The organism is Acidobacteriota bacterium, from assembly GCA_020853395.1.
In the GTDB taxonomy this organism is placed as follows: Bacteria; Acidobacteriota; Vicinamibacteria; order Vicinamibacterales; family SCN-69-37; genus JADYYY01.
In genome coordinates this window covers 80836-99782 of record JADYYY010000009.1, presented here as the reverse complement: position 1 = coordinate 99782, position 18947 = coordinate 80836, and the positions used below count along the sequence as shown (strand labels likewise).

The 18947-nt window shown below is 71.8% G+C and carries 18 protein-coding genes; 11 read left to right on the top strand and 7 right to left on the bottom strand.

The window, feature by feature from the left end; translation table 11 throughout:
• Positions 1–23: 23 nt before the first annotated feature.
• The 6 genes from waaF to IT184_08500 are packed head-to-tail and all read left to right on the top strand — an operon-like array spanning position 24 to position 4725.
• Positions 24–1067: a lipopolysaccharide heptosyltransferase II gene (waaF, locus tag IT184_08525; protein ID MCC7008846.1), complete on the top strand. Its 1044-nt coding sequence runs from the start codon at positions 24–26 to the stop codon at positions 1065–1067.
• A gap of 4 nt (positions 1068–1071) precedes the next feature.
• On the top strand, positions 1072–1638 hold the full coding sequence (locus IT184_08520) for an HAD family hydrolase (GenBank protein ID MCC7008845.1): 567 nt from the start codon (positions 1072–1074) through the stop codon (positions 1636–1638).
• Positions 1635–2693, top strand: a complete 1059-nt coding sequence (locus IT184_08515; protein ID MCC7008844.1) for a bifunctional hydroxymethylpyrimidine kinase/phosphomethylpyrimidine kinase — start codon at positions 1635–1637, stop codon at positions 2691–2693. Before IT184_08520 ends, IT184_08515 begins: the two co-directional genes overlap by 4 nt.
• Before the next feature lie 3 nt (positions 2694–2696).
• Entirely contained in the window at positions 2697–3215 is a 519-nt protein-coding gene (locus tag IT184_08510) for an adenylyltransferase/cytidyltransferase family protein (protein ID MCC7008843.1), read from the top strand.
• Entirely contained in the window at positions 3212–4222 is a 1011-nt protein-coding gene (locus IT184_08505) for a glycosyltransferase family 9 protein (protein ID MCC7008842.1), read from the top strand. The genes IT184_08510 and IT184_08505 overlap by 4 nt, the downstream gene beginning before the upstream one ends.
• Positions 4222–4725, top strand: coding sequence for an isoprenylcysteine carboxylmethyltransferase family protein (locus tag IT184_08500; GenBank protein MCC7008841.1), 504 nt, complete (start codon positions 4222–4224; stop codon positions 4723–4725). Before IT184_08505 ends, IT184_08500 begins: the two co-directional genes overlap by 1 nt.
• 21 nt (positions 4726–4746) lie before the next feature.
• Here the strand turns inward: IT184_08500 and IT184_08495 are convergent, their stop codons facing one another.
• From IT184_08495 to IT184_08475, 5 genes are read right to left on the bottom strand one after another with little or no spacing between them, the layout of a single operon-like run.
• A complete protein-coding gene (locus IT184_08495; GenBank protein MCC7008840.1) occupies positions 4747–5181 on the bottom strand; it encodes a hypothetical protein in 435 nt (144 codons plus the stop codon).
• The gene (locus IT184_08490) at positions 5174–7645 is read right to left on the bottom strand and encodes a hypothetical protein (GenBank protein ID MCC7008839.1); all 2472 of its coding nucleotides are present in this window, start codon (positions 7643–7645) and stop codon (positions 5174–5176) included. The genes IT184_08495 and IT184_08490 overlap by 8 nt, the downstream gene beginning before the upstream one ends.
• 16 nt (positions 7646–7661) lie before the next feature.
• On the bottom strand, positions 7662–8399 hold the full coding sequence (locus tag IT184_08485) for an SDR family NAD(P)-dependent oxidoreductase (protein MCC7008838.1): 738 nt from the start codon (positions 8397–8399) through the stop codon (positions 7662–7664).
• Positions 8396–10090: a sodium:solute symporter gene (locus IT184_08480; protein MCC7008837.1), complete on the bottom strand. Its 1695-nt coding sequence runs from the start codon at positions 10088–10090 to the stop codon at positions 8396–8398. The genes IT184_08485 and IT184_08480 overlap by 4 nt, the downstream gene beginning before the upstream one ends.
• The gene (locus tag IT184_08475) at positions 10087–10800 is read right to left on the bottom strand and encodes an adenylate kinase (GenBank protein ID MCC7008836.1); all 714 of its coding nucleotides are present in this window, start codon (positions 10798–10800) and stop codon (positions 10087–10089) included. Before IT184_08475 ends, IT184_08480 begins: the two co-directional genes overlap by 4 nt.
• Positions 10801–10901: 101 nt before the next feature.
• On the opposite strand from IT184_08475, the gene IT184_08470 reads away from it, so the two are divergent.
• Genes IT184_08470 through IT184_08455 form a run of 4 tightly spaced genes read left to right on the top strand, consistent with a single transcriptional unit; the run spans position 10902 to position 14944 of the window.
• Positions 10902–11363, top strand: a complete 462-nt coding sequence (locus tag IT184_08470; GenBank protein MCC7008835.1) for a RidA family protein — start codon at positions 10902–10904, stop codon at positions 11361–11363.
• A gap of 5 nt (positions 11364–11368) precedes the next feature.
• Positions 11369–12478: a D-TA family PLP-dependent enzyme gene (locus tag IT184_08465; GenBank protein MCC7008834.1), complete on the top strand. Its 1110-nt coding sequence runs from the start codon at positions 11369–11371 to the stop codon at positions 12476–12478.
• 15 nt (positions 12479–12493) lie between these two features.
• Positions 12494–13837 (top strand): permease DsdX, encoded by a 1344-nt coding sequence (locus tag IT184_08460; GenBank protein MCC7008833.1) that lies wholly within the window; start codon positions 12494–12496, stop codon positions 13835–13837.
• A gap of 36 nt (positions 13838–13873) precedes the next feature.
• Positions 13874–14944, top strand: coding sequence for a membrane dipeptidase (locus IT184_08455; protein MCC7008832.1), 1071 nt, complete (start codon positions 13874–13876; stop codon positions 14942–14944).
• An 8-nt stretch (positions 14945–14952) separates the two neighbouring features.
• On the opposite strand, the gene IT184_08450 is transcribed toward IT184_08455, so the two are convergent.
• Both IT184_08450 and IT184_08445 read right to left on the bottom strand, forming a co-directional pair.
• Positions 14953–17541: an ABC transporter permease gene (locus IT184_08450; protein MCC7008831.1), complete on the bottom strand. Its 2589-nt coding sequence runs from the start codon at positions 17539–17541 to the stop codon at positions 14953–14955.
• Positions 17538–17891: a PadR family transcriptional regulator gene (locus IT184_08445; protein MCC7008830.1), complete on the bottom strand. Its 354-nt coding sequence runs from the start codon at positions 17889–17891 to the stop codon at positions 17538–17540. The genes IT184_08450 and IT184_08445 overlap by 4 nt, the downstream gene beginning before the upstream one ends.
• Before the next feature lie 203 nt (positions 17892–18094).
• On the opposite strand from IT184_08445, the gene IT184_08440 reads away from it, so the two are divergent.
• Entirely contained in the window at positions 18095–18892 is a 798-nt protein-coding gene (locus IT184_08440; protein ID MCC7008829.1) for a class I SAM-dependent methyltransferase, read from the top strand.
• Positions 18893–18947 lie beyond the last annotated feature (55 nt).

The following is an 18947-nucleotide window of genomic DNA, read 5'->3' as shown; positions in this document are numbered from 1 at the left end:
GAAGATCGTAGATTGTCCCTGCCGTGTCCGAATCGATTCAGCGCCTCGTCGTCCGTCCGCCCAACTGGCTGGGCGATGCCGTGCTGGCGCTGCCGGCGCTCGGCGCGGTGCGGCGGCATTTCGCTTCGGCGCACCTGACGATCGCGGCGACGCCGTCGGTGGCGGCGCTGTTCCGCGAAGACACCAACGCGGCACCCGATCGGGTCGTCGAGCTGCCGGCGGGCACGCGGGACGCGGTCGCGGTCCTGGAGGGGGAGGGATTCGAGCTGGGGCTGCTGTTCCCGAACTCGTTCCGGTCGGCATGGCAGCTCTTCCGCGCGCGCATTCCTCAGCGATGGGGGTACGCCAGGTCGTGGCGCCGGCTCCTGCTCACGCACCGCAGCGCGCCGGCACGGCGTGAGGGCGTGACGCACCAGAGCGACTACTATCGCGACCTCGTGCGCGGGCTCGGCATCGAGTGTGCGCCCTCGGAAGCGCCGCGCGTCGAGGCGCGGCTTCCGAGCATCGCGCGCGCCGACGCGCTGCTCGCGCAGATGAAGGTCGCGCCCGAGGCGCGCTTCGTCGGGTTCGCGCCCGGCGCCGCCTACGGCCAGGCCAAGCAGTGGCCGCCCGACCGGGTCGCGGCGGTCATCGCGGCGCTCGTCCGCCAGGCGCGCGTGACGCCCGTGCTCGTCGGCGCGTCGCACGATCGCGATGCGGCCCTTGCGGTAGAATCCTGGCTCCGCGCGCACGCGGCCGACGTCGTGCCGGCGGTGGTGAATCTCACCGGCCGCACGAGCCTCGGCGCTCTGGCCGGCGTCGTGCAGCGCATGTCGGCGTTCGTGTCCAACGACTCTGGCGCGATGCATCTGGCGGCCGCGATCGGCCTGCCGGTGGTCGCGATTTTCGGACCGACGGATGAGCGGGCCACGAGTCCGATTGGAGACCACGACGTGATCACCGAGCCGGTGTTCTGCCGCCCCTGCCACCTGCGCGATTGCCCCATCGATCACCGGTGCATGAAGCGGATCGACGTCGACGTCGTCTACCGGGCGGTCGTCGCGCGCCTCGCCGCGGCGGGTCGCTGATCGCATGCGGCGCGCGGTGTTCCTCGATCGCGACGGTACGATGCTCCGCGACGTCGGCTATCTCAGCCGGCACGAGGAGGTGCACTGGTTCTCGTGGAGCATCGACGCCATTCGGCTGCTCAACCGCGCCGGCTTCCTCGTCTGCGTGACGACGAACCAGGGCGGCATCGGCTTGAAGCTGTACGCCGAGTCGTTCGTCCATGAGGTCCACGCGCGGCTCGCGCAGGACCTCGAGGCGGGCGGCGCGCACGTGGACGGCTGGTTCCACTGCCCGCACCATCCGGCCGCGCTCCTGCCGGCGCTGCGCCTCGACTGCGACTGCCGCAAGCCGAGGCCCGGCATGATTCGGCAGGCGGCCGAACGGCTGGACATCGACGTCGCGCGGTCGTTCGTGATCGGCGACAAGCAGTCCGACGTCGGATTGGCCGTGAGCGCTGGCGCCACCGGCATCCTCGTGCGGACCGGCGCCGGCGACAGCGTCGCGCGCGCGCACGGTGGCGTCGTGCCGGGGGCCGCCTGCATCGCCGCGGATCTGATGGAGGCCACCTCGTGGGTGCTGCTCAGACGATGAGGACGCCGCGGCCTCGCGACACGGCCAGCGGTCGCACCGCCGGCGCGTCGGGCGTTCGAGAGCTCATCCGGCGGTTCTCGCGCGTGCGCATGCTCGTCGCCGGCGATCTCATCGCCGACGAGTTCATCTACGGCAAGATCGACCGCGTCTCCCGCGAGGCGCCGGTGCTGATCCTGAGCTACGACTCGACCGAGATCGTGCCGGGGGGCGCCGGCAATGCGGCCAACAACGCCGCCGCGCTCGGCGCCGGCGTCGATCTCGTCGGCCTCGTCGGCCGCGATGACGCCGGCGCACGGCTGCTGGCCGCGCTGCCGGCCCGCGTGAACACGGCGGGCGTCGCGCGCGCGGCCCGGTACAGCACGCCCGTGAAGACGCGGATTCTCGCCGGCGGCGTCCATTCCGCCAAGCAGCAGGTCGTGCGCATCGATCGCGCGCCGGCGCCGGTGACCGGCGCGCTCGGCGCGCGCGTCGAACGCGCGCTCGCCCGTGCGATCGCGCGGGCCGACGTCGTCGTCCTCTCCGACTACGGCAGCGGTCTCGTCACGCCGCAGCGCTGGCGGCGCGCGCTCGCCGCGGCGCGCCGGCCGGCGCCGCTCGTGCTCGTGGACTCGCGCTACGACCTGGCCGGTTTCCACGGCATGACCGCCTGCACGCCGAACGAGCCCGAGGTCGAAGCGCTGCTCGGCACGACCCTCGACGACGATCGGCAGGCGCTCGAGCGCGCCGGCCGAACGCTGCTCGATCGGCTGCGGTGCCGCGCCGTGCTGATCACGCGCGGCAGCCGGGGCATGGCACTCTTCGAGCCCGGCAGGCCGACGGACCACATTCCGATCGCCGGCTCCGATCAGGTCACCGACGTCACGGGAGCCGGCGACACGGTGATCGTCGTGTTCGCGCTCTCGCTCGCCGCCGGGGCGTCGTTCGCCGAGGCGGCGCGGATCGCGAACCATGCCGGCGGCCTGGTCGTCATGAAACGCGGCACCGCAACGGTCGGCGCCGAGGAGTTGATTGCCGCGTGCGAGGCCGGTGAGCCCGGCGCGCCGGCGGCACGCTGAGCCATGGGGCGGGTCGTGACCGACGAGGATCTCGTCGCGCTGGTCGAAGCGGACCGCCGTGCGGGGCGCACGATCGCGTTTGCGAACGGCTGCTTCGACGTCCTGCACGTCGGGCACGTCCGGTACCTCGAAGGCGCGCGGCGGGAAGCCGATCGGCTCGTCGTCGCCGTCAACGACGACGCGTCGGTGCGCGGGCTGAAGGGCGAGGGGCGGCCCATCGTGCCGGCCGCCGCGCGCGCCGAGATCGTCGCGGCGCTCCGCGCCGTCGACTACGTCGTGACCTTCCCCGAGGCGACCGTCGAACGGCTGCTGCGGGCGCTGCGGCCCGACGTCCACTGCAAGGGGACCGACTACCGCACCGACACCGTGCCGGAACGGGACGTCGTCCGCAGCTACGGCGGCCGCATCGCCATCGTCGGCGATCCGAAGGATCACTCGACGCGCGACCTCTTCGCGAGGATCGACGCGGCCGGCGCGGCGGATTCGCCTGCGCCGGGGGCCGAGCCGCCGAACGATCGATGAGGATCCTGGTCGTCCGCCTCGGCTCGCTGGGCGACCTCGTCCACACTCTGCCGGCGGTCGACGCGATCCGCCGGGCGCACCCCTCGGCGGAGGTCGACTGGCTCGTCGACGCGCCGCACGTCGAGTTCTTGGAGCTCGTGCCGATCCTGACGCAGGTCGTCGCGCTTGCTGGCCGGAACGTTCTCGCCTGGCTCGACGTCCGGCGGCGCCTCCGCGCTCGCCGCTACGACGTCGCGCTCGATTTCCAGGGTCTCGTCAAGTCCGCCGCGCTCGCCAGGCTGTCCGGCGCAACGCGCGTCGTCGGCTTCGACCGCCCGGCGCTGCGCGAGCGCGCGGCCGCGCCGTTCTACTCCGAGCGCATGCCGATCGAGGAAGGCCGCCACGTCATCGACAAGAACCTGCTGCTCGCGACAGCCGTGGGCGCGGTTGCCGGCGAGCCGCGCTTTCCGCTGGCCGACGTCGCGTCAGAGGCGCTGGATCAGGTTCGCGCGCGCACGCCGCGATTCGCCCTCGTGAATCCCGGCGCCGCGTGGCCGAACAAGCGGTGGCCGCCCGATCGCTTCGGCCACGTCGCGCGGTGGCTGCTCGACGCGCATCGGCTGCCGTCGATCGTGCTCTGGGGCCCGGGTGAGGCGCCGCTCGCTCAGCAGGTCGTGTCGGCGTCCGACGGAGCCGCCACCCTGGCGCCGCCCACGCGCGTGGCCGATCTCGTCGCGGTGTCGCGGGCGGCCGCGCTCATGCTGTCGGGCGACACCGGGCCGACGCACGTCGCCGCCGCCGTCGGCACGCCGGTCGTCGCGCTCTTCGGCCCGACGACGCCGCGGCGCAACGGGCCCTGGCACGTCGACGACGTCAGCGTCTCGCGGTACGATGACTGCGCGTGCCACTACGAGCGCCGCTGCCGGCGCGGCGCCGAGCGGTGGTGCCTCGGCGGGATCACCGAGGCCGACGTGCGCGCGGCCATCGACACGCGTCTCGCTCGAGTGGCGGCCGCGCCCCTGCCCTGATGCTCACCCGCCTCGCCCGACTTCGCGTTCCGTTGGGCTTCCTTGCCGCCGCCGTCGCGTTCGGGCTCGCCCGACCGTCATGGCGATCCTGGGCCGCCGGGCTTGCGGTCGCCGTCGTGGGCGAGGGGCTCAGGCTCTGGGCCGCGGGGCACATCGAGAAGGGGAAAGAGATCACGCGTTCGGGCCCCTACCGGCTGGTTCGCCATCCGCTGTACGTCGGCTCGAGCGTGCTGGGCACCGGGTTCGCGATCGCCGCGCAGAGCCTCGTCGTGTCGGTGCTCGTCGTGCTGTACCTCGGCATCACGCTCACGGCTGCCGTGCGGGTGGAGGAAGCGTCGCTCGACGAGAAGTTCGACGGCGCGTACAGCGATTACCGGGCGGGCGCGATCGGCGGGGTCGATCGTCCGTTCAGTTGGCGGCGCGTGGCCGTGAATCGGGAGTACCGCGCCGTGCTCGGTCTGGCGGCGGCGTTCGTCGTGCTGGTGCTGCGGATCGGGCGCTAGGCCGAGGCCGTCCGCCAGACGTCACGGCTTGGGCACGAGATCCGGATGTTTCGATCGGAACTCGGCGGTGGCACGGACCGCCTCCCGCATGGTGTCGATCGCGCCGGCCTTCGACGTGCCGGTGCTGCGCGCGGCGGCGAAGGCGCGCACGAAGTCCGCGACGGCTCGGCCATCGACGCGCCCGCCGGCGCACAGGCCTCCGGCGCGGCCCAGTCCTTCGGTCGGTTCCTCGAACATCGTGTCGAGCGCCTGCAGCGCCGCGACGGTCTCGTCCACCGCGGCGCCCGCCCAGACCGCGTGCAGCGATGCGATGCCGCGGGCTCGCTCGTCGCGGAGCGCCTGCAGCTCCCCGCGCGCCTGACGAATCGCGCGCGCCTCGACGATGGCCACGATCGCCAGCACGAAGGCGATCAGCGCGAGCGAGCGAATCCCCCAGGCCCAGTGCCGGTCAGACATCGCGACCTCCCTCCCGAGCGCCGATCTCGACCGTATAGCTCGACGCGCCGATCCGGCCGTCGGGCGTCTCGAACCAGAGGATCATCCGGTAGCGGCCAGGCCGCGCGTACTGGTGCTCGATCGTCCGCCGGCCGTTCACGCCCTGCCAGCCGGTTGCCTCGCCGTCGCCGTACTCCACCCGCGCGCGAAGGAAGGCCGGTTCGCCGGCCTCACCGTCGGTGACGACGTCGAGCCGCAGCGTGCGCTGCGTCACGCCGAACACCGCGTGGGCGCCATGAGCTGTGTTCGGCACGATGTGTTTCCAGTCGATTTGCGCGCGACGGGTCGAGAAGCAGATCCGGCAGCGCGGCCGATCCAGCAGCCCGTCGACCGCGCGCGCGACCGACGCGTTCTCGCGGAGCAGGTAGGCGTCGGACGTCCAGTCGCCGATCGCGGCGGTGGCCAGCCAGGCGGCCGCGACACCGGCCAGGATCCCGGACGCGCCGCCAGCGGGCAGCCTCGCGGACGGCGGCTGACCGGCGTCGGCTGCTGGTCCGGCCCGCCGCCAGGCGAGCGCGCCGCCGGCGGCCAGCGCGACGAGCGCCGCGGCGAATGCGGCCGTGTTGCCGCTCGCATGGCTCCACACGTCGCCGCGGACGATCGGAAACGCGAGGTTCGGACGCCATCCGCTCGCGCCGGCCGCGATCAGCGGTCCCTTCGTGTGCCACCAGTCGTACGTGAACGCGGCCTCGAACGACAGGACGAGCGCGGCGCAGGTGGCCGCGCGCACCGCGGCGTGCGGCCACCATCGTCGCACCAGCACGGCGGCCGGCCAGATGAGCAGCGGGACTACCGCGACGATGAGCCGGCCGGGCGTCGTGCCAGCGGCGCTGAGCGTGTGGCCGGCGGCCGGCACGACGAGCGCGAGCACGAGGGTCGCGACGAGCCACGCGTGCGCGGGGGCCGAACGCGCGAGCAGCACCAGGCCGGGCAGCCCAGCGCTCAGGATCAAGGCATGTGGCAGCGCCCCCCAGGTGCGATCGATCGCGTAGCCCAGCAGGTTCAGCACGAACCCGACGCGGAGGAACGACACGCTCTGGTCGTTCGCTTCCCACAGCGCGGTCGGCAGGAACGATCCCGAGACGTGATAGGCGAAGACCATCAACGAGAACACCGCCGCGGCGGACGCGGTCACGAACGCGGCGCGCGGCCGGCCCTGGAGGCGCCACGCGCCGGCCGCCGTGAGACACGCCGCGACGAGCAGAAACCTCGGATGGAACCAGGCGAGCGCGCCGATGGCGCCGCCCATCGCGATCCGGCGGCCGAGCGCGGCGTGACGCACGAACAGGACGTGTCGCGTTCCGGTCAGGACGATCCAGAGCGCCGGCAGTTCCGGATACAACTGAAACGCGAAGGCGGCAGCCGGCAGCGTGCACAGGCCGACGAGCGCCCAGACCCACGCGAGGCTCTCGGCGCAGAGCGCGTCGGCGAGCAGCCGGAACAGCGCAACCGCGCAGGCGCCGGCCCAGAGCCACATGGTCAGGGTCGTCAACGGAAACTCGCGCGGGAACTTGCCATCGTCGGTCGAGGTCGTCGCCACGAGGTAGCGATCGAGGACGTAGCCGGGCATCAACGTGAGCGACACGCCAGGCTGGTGCACCTGGTAGATGCCGCCGTGCTTCCCCCGGACGAACCCGTGATCGGCCGTGACGCGGCTCCATCGAAACGTCGCGGGCTGCGTCACGAACGCCGGCAGGTCGGCCGCGAGGTCGCGAACCACTTCGGGCAGCACGGCGGCGGCGTGGCCGAGGTTGCGGAGTAGGCGCGGCGGCGCGTCGATCGGCTGCTCCGAGACGAGCGTCAGCCGGGAGATGTCGAGCCCGCCGCCCTGATACCAGAGCTCACAGAACCGCAAGTACTTCGGCTCGTCGCCGACGACGGTGCCGTGAAGCCGCAGGAGGGGCGTGGAGAAGAACGTCCACGCGAGCACGCCGGCGAACAGCGTGCCTTCGAGGAGCAGGCGCCGCGACGGCGTGGGCCAGTTCCGGATCCCTTCGATGCGTCGGCGCATCGGCGAGCCGAGCAGTCGATCCGCCCGCGTGGCGAGCCACGCGAGCAGCGCGGCACACCACCACCAGCGCAGGTCGTAACCGAGATACGACAGCAGCGCCGCGCGCTCGCCGACTCCCGGCGCGGCCGGCAGGATGCCGAGCGGCGCCAGCGCGACCAGCGTCGCGGGCGCGAGCCAGCGGCCCCCTCGCGCCGCGCGCTCGGCTTCCGGGCGGCCGCGGGCGAGGCGACGCACGCCGGCGTAGGCGCCGATCATCGCGATCGTCGCCGCCGTGCCGGCACACAGGAACGGTGTGGTCTCGGGCCAGACGTAGAGGTACTCGAGCTCGTCCGGATGGCGGAGCGGCACGAAGGTGCCGGCGGCGATCGCCGCGAACAGCCAGGAGGACGCGCAGGCGGCGAGCAGCCAGGCCATCAGGAGGGCGGATGCGTCACGTGCTCAGCGCCCGGTAGTACGCGAGCACGCGGTCGAGCGCGCCCGGCTGCGTGTAGACGTCCTTCTGCTTCGTGTCGATCACCGAGGCGATGATCGCGGCGACGTCCTCCGCGCTCTGCGAGTTCGGGATCAGGCGCGAGTCGGCGCCACCGTGGCGGGCGCGCACGCCGAACTCGGTCCGGACGACGCCGGGCGAGACGATCGAGAAGTGGATGGCCGGATGGCCCGCCTGCACTTCATCCCGGAAGTTCGCCGTGAGCGCGTTGAGGTAGTGCTTAGCGCCGCTGTAGGCCGCCCGCACGGGGACGTACGGCATGCGGCCCAGCTCGGACGAGATGTTGATGACGTGGCCGGCGCCGCGCGCCTTGAAGTGCGGCAGGACCTCCTGCATGCCGTACAGCGCGGACTTCACGTTCGCGCGCATCATCTCGTCGATGTCGTCGTCGGTCAGCTCCGAGGGCAGGCGGCTGATGCCCTGTCCCGCGTTGTTGATCCACACGTCGATCCCGCCGAAGCGGCGCAGCGCCTGGTCGACCACGTGGCGGACCTGGGTGCGATCGGTGACGTCGGCCCCGACCGCCAGCGTGTCGGGGCCGCAGTCGGCCGCCACGGCCTCGAGCTCCGGCCGGCGGCGGCCGACGAGCGTCAGGCGCGCGCCCGCGGGCGCCAGGTGCCTGGCGAGCGCCGCGCCGATGCCGGCGCTGGCGCCCGTGATGACGATCGATCGACTCATGCCTTGACCTTCTCAGGCGTGCCGACGGCCGACAGCATCGTCGCCGTCGCGACGACGACGACGCAGCCGATCACGTTGTACCAGAGGAACGCGATGCTGGTGAAATACCAGCACGCGAAGATGGCGGCCTGGCCGGCCAGCGCGCCCACGAACGCGCTCCGCGCGTTGACGCGCTTGAAGAAGAAGGCGACCACGAACACGCCGAGCATCGTCCCGTAGAAGAGCGAGCCGAGCACGTTGACCGCCTCGACGAGCGAGCCGAGGCGTTTGGCGTACTGGGCGCTCGCCATCGCGTAGAGGCCCCAGAAGACGGTGGCCAGCCGCGACACCGTCAGGTAGTGATGATCGGAGGCCTCGGACCGCACGTGCCGCTTGTAGACGTCGATCATGCTCACCGAGGCGAGCGCGCTCATCTCGCCCGAGATCGACGACATCGTCGCGCCGAAGATGACGGCGAGCACGAGACCGACGAGGCCGGCCGGCAGGTGCTGCGTGACGAACGTCAGGAAGATGTAGTTCGTGTCGCTGCTGCGGCTGCCGCCGTGCTCGACGGCGAGGGCCGCGGCGTCGCGGCGCGCCGCGTCGAGCTGGCGCTGCGCGTCGTCGTAGGCCTGCCGGCCGTTGTCGAACGCGAGGGCGTTGCCCGATCGGCGGGCATCGATCAGCTTGTCGGCGGCCGCACGCCGGTCGGCGAAGGCCGTGTCGTACCGTTCGGCGATCGGCGTGTACGCGTCCCGCAGCGCGGGCTGTTCGACGCGCGCCAGTTCCGTCGGCTGGAAGAGCACGGGCGGCTTCTCGTAGACGTAGAAGACGAACACCATCGCCCCGATGAACAGGATGAACAGTTGCATCGGAATCTTGGCGGCGGCGTTGAAGAAGAGGCCGCGCCGGCTCTCCGCGATCGAGCGGCCGGTCAGGTAGCGCTGCACCTGCGACTGATCGGTGCCGAAGTAGGCCATGGCCAGGAACGCGCCGCCGATGAGCCCGCTCCACAGGTTGTAGCGGTCGTTCCAGTCGACGGTCGTCGTGATGACGTTCAGCCGGCCCGCGACCTCGGCCAGGCCGACGGCGTTGGCGAACGAGACGTGCGGCGGCAGCAGCCAGACCGCGGTCATGAACGCCGCGACGAGCCCGGCCACCATGACGAGCATCTGTTGGAAGTCGGTCCAGGCGATCGCCTTCGCGCCGCCGACGGTGGCGTACGCGATCGCGATGCCGCCCATCAGGCAGGTCGTCAGCCAGTCGGGCCATCCGAGGATGACGGTGAGCACGACGGCCGGCGCGTAGAGCGAGATGCCGAGCGCCAGGCCGCGCTGGATCAGGAAGATGGCGCTCACGAGGGCGCGGGTCCTCGTGTCGAACCGCTGTTCGAGGTACTCGTAGGCCGTGTAGACGCGCGCGCGGTGGAAGATCGGCACCGCGGTGTAGGCCAGGATGGCCATGGCGATCGGCAGGCCGAAGTAGAACTGGACGAACCGCATGCCGTCCACGTACGACTGGCCGGTCGTCGACACGAACGTGATGGCGCTCGCCTGCGTGGCCATGATCGACAGGCCGACGACGTGCCACGGCATGCTGCGGCCGGCGAGCAGGTACTTGTTGACGGTGTTGGTACGGCGGCTGCGCCAGAGCCCGAAGAGCACGACGTACGCGAGCGCGCCGCCGAGCACGATCCAGTCGGCCAGCCTCATGACCGGCGGACGTTCTTGGAGGCGTGCGGGCGGGGCGCGCCGGGATCCGGCAGGAACACCTGACGGCGCGCGTCGATGGCTCGGATGATCGCCCGTGTCACGGCGTCGGGCGCGGGGGAGCCGTCGATGGTCACGAGCGCGCCGCGCTCGGCGTAGTAGGCGAGCACCGGCTCGGTGTCTCGGTGGTACGTCTGCAGCCGCGTCCGGATGACCTCGAGGTTGTCGTCGTCGCGCTTGATGAGCGCGACGCCGCAGCGCGCGCAGGTTTCCGCTTCCGATCCGAGCCGCGTGCCGCTGTGGTACACGGCCCGGCACTTCAAGCAGATCCGGCGCGAGTCGAGCCGCGCTTCGAGATCCTGATCGGGCACCTCGAGCACGACCGCGACCACCGGCCGGCCGCCCAGCATCTCGGCGAGGGCCCCGGCCTGTCCCACCGTGCGCGGGAACCCGTCGAGGATGAAGCCCGCCGTGGCGTCGGATCGCTGCAGGCGCTCGCGCACGAGATCCACCATCATCCCGTCGCTGACCAGACCGCCCGACGCCATGATGGCGCGCAACTCGAGGCCGAGCGCGGAGCCCGATCGCGCCGTGGCGCGCAGGATGTCGCCGGTGGAGATGATCGGCACGTGGTACCGCTGGGCGATGCGGACCGCCTGCGTCCCCTTGCCCGATCCGGGCGGCCCCATGAGGATGATGTTCGTGGACGGCATGCGCGGCGCGTGCCCGCTATTCTCCGCCAAAACGCGGGCGGATGGTGACCGCCGCGCGCCCGTGCGAAGATGTGCGCGGTCTTTCTTCCTCCGGAGCAGCCATGAGTGCGGATGCCCGTCTTGCAGAATTGAAACTGGACCTTCCGCCGGCGCCGAAGCCGCTCGCCGTGTATCGGCCCGTTGTCGTCGCCGGCGCCATGGCGTACGTGTCGGGCCACGGTCCGGTCAGATCGGACGGCTCGTTGATCGTCGGGCGCGTCGGCGAGTCGATGGACCTCGAGGCCGGCGCGCTGGCGGCGCGGCAGGTTGGGCTCGCCATCCTGTCGAGCCTGCGCGCCCATCTGGGATCGCTCGATCGCGTGGTGCGGGTGATCAAGGTGCTCGGCATGGTGAACTGCACGGCCGGCTTCCTCGATCATCCGAAAGTCATCAACGGCTGCAGCGAGCTCTTCGCCGACGTGTTCGGACGTGAGCACGGCATCGGCGCGCGGAGCGCCGTCGGGATGGGCTCGCTTCCGGGCGGCATCGCCGTCGAGATCGAAGCGATCTTCGAGGTGCGCTGAGCGTCATGCCGCGGCCCTGGTACGCGATGGCGGACGTCGAGCGCGTCGCCTCGCCCGCCCTGCTCGTGCATCCCGCGCGCGTCCGGGAGAACGTGGCGCGCATGGTCCGCATCGCCGGCGGCCCGGCGCGCCTCCGGCCGCACGTCAAGACGCACAAGCTCCCGCAAGTGGTCGGCATGCAGCTCGCGGCCGGGATCACGAAGTTCAAGGCCGCGACGATCGCCGAGGCCGAGATGACGGCGGCGGCCGGCGCGCCCGACGTCCTGCTCGCGTATCAGCCGGTCGGGCCGAACGTCGACAGGCTCCTCACTCTTGCCGCGGCGTATCCGGACACGACGTTTGCGGCGGTGGCCGACGACGAGACGGCAATCGGCGCGTTGTCGAAGGCGGCGCAGGCATCGGGGCGGACCGTGCGCGTGTTCCTCGATCTCGATTGCGGCATGCACCGGACCGGCATCGAGCCGGGGCCGCGCGCCGCCGAGCTGTACCGGCTCATCGCGTCGCAGCCTGGTCTCTCGGCGGCGGGATTCCACGCCTACGACGGCCACCTGCACGATCGCGATCTCGCCACGCGCACCGCCAACTGTGACGCGGCGTTCGCGCCGATCCGCCGGCTGCGGCAGGAGCTCGAGGCCGATGGTCTCGCCGTGCCGTCGATCGTCGCGGGCGGCACGCCGACCTTCCCGATCCACGCCGCGCACACCGACGTGGAGTGCAGCCCGGGAACGTCGCTGTTCTGGGACTGGGGCTACACGACGAAGCTGCCCGACATGGACTTCCTGCCCGCCGCGCTCGTCGTAACGCGCGTCGTCAGCAGACCGGGCGGCACGAGGCTCTGTCTCGATCTCGGTCACAAGGCGATTGCGTCCGAGAACCCTCACCCGCGCGTCCACCTCTTCGGCATCGAGGACGCGCGCGCCGTGGGCCACAGCGAGGAGCACCTCGTCATCGAAACGGCGCGGGCGGCGGAGCTGCCCGTCGGCGCCGTGGTCTACGGCCTGCCGGTCCACATCTGCCCGACGGTCGCGCTGTACAGCGAAGCCGTCGTCGTCGAGGACGGGCGGGCCGTCGATCGCTGGCCGATCGCCGCGCGCGCCCGTCGCCTCTCCGTCTGACCGCGCGCGACCGACATGAACGGGCACGCCGGCCTGCTGCTGTTCGCGCTCGCCGCCGTGATCGGCCTGGTGCTGCTGATCGCGCGGTTCAAGATGAACGCGTTCGTCGCGCTCATCCTCGCCGCGGTCGCCGTGGGGCTGGGCGCCGGCATGCCGCTCTCGGCGATTGCGCGCGCGGTGCAGGACGGCGTCGGCGGCGTGCTGGGATCCGTGGCGGTCGTCGTCGGCCTCGGCACGATCCTCGGCAAGATGCTGGCCGAGTCGGGCGGCGCGCGCGTGGTCTCCGAGACCATCGCCCGCGCGCTCGGCGAGCGCCGCGTCCACTGGACGATGATGCTCGTCGGCTTCGTCGTCGGCATCCCGGTGTTCTTCTCGGTCGGGCTCGTGCTGCTGATGCCGATCGCGTTCACGATCGCCCGCGTGACGCGCCGGCCGTTGATGGTCATCGGCATCCCGCTGATGGCGGGGCTGTCGGTCGTTCACGGCCTCGTCCCGCCGCATCCGGGTCCGATGGTCGCGATCGAGATCTTCAAGGCCGACGTCGGCACGACGATCTTCTACTCGCTGCTGATCGGCTTCCCGACGGCCGTCGTCGCCGGGCCGCTCATCGGGCCGTTCCTCGCGCGGCGCGTGCGGGCCGAGGCGGCCGGCGCGCTGGCCGATCAGCTCAGCCAGCAGGGCAGGACGGACGCGCTGCCGGGATTCGGCGTGACGCTCGTCACGATCCTGTTGCCCGTGCTGCTCATGCTGTGCGCCACGATCGCCGACGTGACGCTGCCGCCCGACGACGGGCTCCGGCGATGGGTGGACTTCGTCGGCAGCCCGGTGGTCGCGCTGCTCCTCGCGGTCCTGCTGTCGTTCTACACCTTCGGCGTCGCGCGCGGGTACACGCGCGACGAGATCCTGAAGTTCACCAACGACTGCGTCGCGCCGATCGCCGGCATCCTGCTCGTGGTCGGGGCGGGCGGCGGGTTCAACCGCGTGCTCGTGGAGAGCGGCGTGGGTCAGGCGATCGCCGCCGTCGCGACGGCCTCGCACGTGCCCGTCGTCGTGCTCGGCTGGCTCGTGGCCGCGCTGATCCGCATCGCCACCGGCTCGGCGACCGTGGCGATCACGACGGCGGCCGGCATCATGGCGCCGATCGCCGCCGCCGCGTCCGGCGTCCACGTCGAGCTGCTGGTGCTGGCGATGGGCGCCGGCTCGCTCATCTTCTCGCACGTGAACGACGCCGGCTTCTGGCTCGTGAAAGAATGCTTCAACCTGACCGTGCAGGACACGCTCAGGACGTGGACGGCGATGGAGACCGTCCTGTCCGTGGTCGCGCTCGTGTGCATCGTCCTGCTGGATCTGATCGTCTGATACGCGGCGTGTGAGCCGCCTCCCCCGGAGCTGCTGATGCTCATCGTCGACGGCCACCTCGACCTCGCCATGAACGCGCTCGAGTGGAACCGGGATCTGCGACGCCCGGTCGCCGAGATCCGCGCGCGTGAAGCGGGCCGGAGCGACAAGGTGGACCGCGGCCACGGCACCGTGTCGTTGCCGGAGATGCGCCGGGGCGGCATCGGGCTGACCGTCGCGACGCAAATCGCCCGCTACGTCAAGCCGGCCAATCGCCTGCCGGGCTGGCACAGCCCCGAGCAGGCCTGGGCGCAGACGCAAGGGCAGTTGGCCTGGTATCGCGCGATGGAAGCGGACGGCCAGCTCGCCCAGATCGCCGATCGCGCCGGGCTCGATCGGCATCTCGCGGCGTGGCCACGCGGTGACGCGCCGGCAGACGCTGCGATCGGCTACGTGCTCAGCCTCGAGGGCGCCGACTCGCTCGTCAGCGTCGGTCACCTCGAGCGGGCGTACGCGCAGGGCGTGCGCGCGGTGGGCCCCGCGCACTACGGGCCCGGCACCTACGCGCAGGGCACCGATGCGACAGGCGGCCTGGGCGTGCGCGGCCGCGAGCTGCTCCGCGAAATGGAGCGGCTGAACGTGATCCTCGACGCGACGCACCTCTGCGACGAGAGTTTCTGGGAGGCGCTCGACCACTTCCGCGGGCCGATCTGGGCGAGCCACAGCAACTGCCGCGCGCTCGTGCCCCACAATCGGCAGTTCAGCGACGATCAGATCAAAGCGCTCGTCGATCGCGGCGCGGTGATCGGTGCGCCGCTGGATGCCTGGATGATGGTGCCGGGCTGGGTGCGCGCGACGTCGACGCCCGAGAGCGCGGGCCTGACGCTCGCGGTCATGATCGACCACATGGACCACATCTGCCAGATCGCCGGCAACGCGCGGCACATCGGCATCGGGTCCGATCTCGACGGCGCGTTCGGGATCGAGCAGACGCCCGCCGACCTCGACACGATCGCCGATCTGGCGCGCGTGCCGGACCTGCTGCGCCAGCGCGGCTATGCCGAGCCGGACGTCGCGCTCGTCGCGCACGGGAACTTCGTGAGGTTCCTGCGCGACGCCTGGCGGTAGCCGCCGCGTCAGCGTCTCAGGATCGCTGCCAGGTCGAACCGCGAGGCCTGGACCGCCGGCAGCCAGCCGGCGGCAAGCGCGACGCCGCCCAGCACCGCGATCGTCACGACCATCGTCGTGACGCTGACCGGACTGATGCCGTACAGCAGCGTGGCCACGAGCGGGCCGGCGCCGTACACGCCGATCGCGCCGAGCGCCAGCCCCGCGGCGAGCATGACGACGATGCGGCGGAGCACCTGCCAGGTGACGAGCGTGCGCGTCGCGCCGAGCGCGAGGCGCAGGCCGATCTCCGTCGCGCGCTCGGTCGTGACCTGGGCCACGGTGCCGTAGATGCCGATCGACACCAGCAGGAGCGTGAGGCCGCCGAACACGCCGGCCAAGCGCGCCAGCAGGCGCTCGCGGGCGAGACGCCGATCCACCACCTCGGCCATCGTCACGACGTCGCGCACCGAGACGCGGCGGTCCACGGTCGCCACGGCTCGCCGGGCCGCAGCGGCGAGCGTCGCCGGCGGCACGGCGGCCCGGACGAACAAGCGGTTCGCGGATCCACCCTGCAGCAACGCGAAGTACACGAACCGCTGGATGGGTGCCCGGAGATCCGTGTACTTCGTGTCCTGGGCGACGCCGGCGATCTCGTATTCCTTCTTGTTGAACCAGAACCGGCGGCCGATGACGGCCGTCGTGCCGAAGTAGTAGCGGGCCCAGGTCTCGTTCACGATCGCCACGGGTTGACGATTCGCGTCGTCGGCAGCCGAGAAGTCCCGCCCGGTCACGAGCCGGATGCCGGATGTCTTGAAATAGCCTGGACCAACCCAGTCGGCTCGCGCCCGCAGATCCTCCGGACCGTTCGCGGTGAATCCCGGCACCTGCAGCCCGTTCACGCCGCCGCCCTGCTCGGAGAGCGGACCCGCGGTCGCGACCGTGGCGATCTCCACGCCTGGCAGCGCCGAGACCGCACCGAGCACGCGCGAGAGGAAGTCTGGAGGCGGCCGGTAGCCCTGATCGGGGACGAACTGGAGCGCGAGCACGCGATCCGCGTCGAAGCCGAGATCCTCTGCCTGCAGGTTTCGCAGCGTCTGTACGAAAACCGTGCCGGCGGCGACCAGGACGAACGACACGGCGAGCTGAAAGACGATGAAGCCTTCGCGCGCGTGCCAGCCGCCGGAACGACCGACGATCCATCGGCTGTCGCGCGAGATCAGCGCCACGGCGGACTCTCGGCTGGCCCGCCATGCGGGAATCCCTCCGAAGAGCAGCACGGCGGCGATCGAGGTTCCCAGCGTGAACCACACCGTGCTGGCGCGAAGCTGCACGTCCAACGACAGCGGCTGCACGTCCGCGGCCATCGTGACGAGCAACTGGCTGCCCACCAGGCCGACCGCCAGCCCCGCGGCACCGCCGAGCAGGCCGAGCAGCAGGTGCTCGATCATCAGCGCCCGTAGGATGCGTTCGCGCGTCGCGCCGAGCGAGAGACGGACCGCGATGTCTCCCCGGCGCGCGGCGGAGCGCGTCAGGAGCAGCACCGCCAGGTTCACGCACGTGACGAGCAGGACGAGCCCGACGATCACCGTCAGCACGGTGAGCGGCGCAGCCCAGTGCGTGCGCGTCCGCGACAGGCCTCGGGCGCCAGGCTCCGCCGCGATGCGCAGGCCGACGCTGTCGCCGCGACTGATCGTCCGGCCGCCGGCCGCCATCGCCGCCGCGAGCTGTTCCCGCGTGGCGGGCGGCGAGATGCGGCCCATCACGTACAGCCAGGTGAAGCCCGGCTCGTTCCGAATCGCCGCCGGCCGAAGGACGACCGACGCCCACACGTCGGGAGCTTCACCGACCGTTTCTCCCGTGAACCAGCTCGGGGCGACGCCGATCACCGTGAAGGGGACACCGGCGATCGTCACCACCTTGCCCACCACGTCTGGCGACCGTGCGAACCGCCGGGTCCACCAGGCCTGGCTGATGACGGCGACGGCGCGCTGTTCGTCGGCGGAATCCATGATGCGGCCCGAGGCGGGCGGCACGCGCAGGACGCTGAAGTAATTGCCCGACACGAGCTTCACGTCGAGCGGCTCGACCGAGCCGGCGGCGTCGACGTTGACGTTGATGACCGATGAGGCCGCGACGAGATCCGCCATGCCTTCGACGTGCTGGCGCAGCGCGACGTAGGCGGGATAGGAGAAGTTGCCGTCGCGCTCCTCCGTCACGGTGACGAGCTCGTCGGGCGCCGCTACCGGCAGCACGCGGCGCAGCAGCGAACTGCTGACGTTGAAGACGGCGATGTTGGCGCCGATGCCGAGCGCCAGCGAGAGCGCGGCGACCGTCGTGAAGATGGGCTGCGACGTCAGGTGGCGGACGCCGCTCCCGACGTCGCGCGCGAGGTCGTCGGCCCAGGTCCAGCGAGCCTCGTCGCGGATGTCTTCGCGGACGCGCGTGGGGTTGCCGAACGTCCGATAGGCCGCGCGCGTGGCGTCGGCCTCGGACAGGCCCTCGTCGCGCTGCGCCTCGATCTCGAGCTCCAGGTGCGACTGCAGCTCGCGGGCGACGTCGTCGGGCGCTGGCGTGCGGCCGGCGCGCCGTCGGCGCCAGGGCGCGCGCACGGTCATTCGGCGCCTCCGCGGGCTGCCGCCGCGACCCGGGCGATCGCGGCGACGAGCCGGGCCCAGCGCGATTCCTCGCGTGCGAGGTGGCGGCGCCCGGCGGCGGTGAGCCGGTAGTACTTGAGCTCGCGGTTGCGCTCGCGCTTTTCCCACGTGCCCGCGACGAGGCCGCGCCGCTCCAGCCGATGCAGCGCGGGGTACAGCGATCCGTGCTCGACCTGCAGCACGTCGTCGGTCGTCCGCTGGATGTGCGTCGCGATGGCCCGGCCGTGCACCGGGCCGAAGAGCAGCGTGCGCAGGATCAGGAGGTCGAGCGTGCCTTGGAGCAACTGGGTCCGGTCGGAACGTCGTGGCATGGTAGTCAATCTACCATGAGCGAGGCTGCGATGGTAGATGTTCTACTGCCGCAGCTCATCGGCCCGGGGCCGCCGGGCTGACGGCCGGGTCACGGCACTGTATCGAGCCCGTCCGCGCTACACTGGGCCGGCACTGCCGGCCGAGCCAGTGTCGGGGGCAGCACGTCCCTTTCGGCTTCGCCGTCGAGCCAGAGGAGCCAACCATGGATCCGTTTGCCAGCTTCAAAGCGATCCAGCGTCAGAGCTGGGCCTGCTTCGCACCGCTCGAGGTCTGGACCACGCCGCCGGCCGCCACGCTCGTGGACCACGCGCGCATTCGGGCCGGCCAGCGGGTGCTCGACGTCGGCTGCGGCACCGGCGTCGTCGCGGTCACGGCCGCGCGGCGGGGGGCTGCCGTGACCGGCCTCGACCTGACGCCCGAGCTGCTGGCGCGCGCGCGGGAGAATGCGGCCATCGCGAACGTGACGGTGGACTGGCACGAAGGCGACGTCGAGGCGCTGCCGTTCGAGGATGCCGGCTTCGACGTCGTGACGAGCCAGTTCGGCCACATGTTCGCGCCTCGGCCGGAGATCGCGATCGCCGAGATGCTCCGCGTGCTCGCGCCGGGCGGCACGATCGCGTTCTCGACGTGGCCGCCCGAACTGTTCGTCGGCCGCATGTTCGCCCTCGTCGGCCGGTACGCGCCGCCCCCGCCGCCCGGCGTCGCGCCGCCGCCACAGTGGGGCGACGTCAACGTTATCCGCGAACGGCTCGGCAGTCGCGTCCGCGACCTCGTGTTCGACCGTGCCACCATGGTGGTGCCGTGCCTGACCCCTGCGCACAACCGGGCCGTCGTCGAGAGAACGGCCGGTCCCGTGCTGAAGCTCGTCGAGTCGCTCGGCACGACCGATCCGGCCAAACTCGACGCCTTCCGGCACGAGTACGATGCGCTCGCCGCGGAGTACTACGCCGACAACGTCCTCCGTCAGGGCTTCCTGATGACCAGGGGAATCAAGAGCTAGAAAGGCCGGGCCGGGGCGCCGCCTTCGGGGGATAATGCGCGTCTCGATGCCGCGT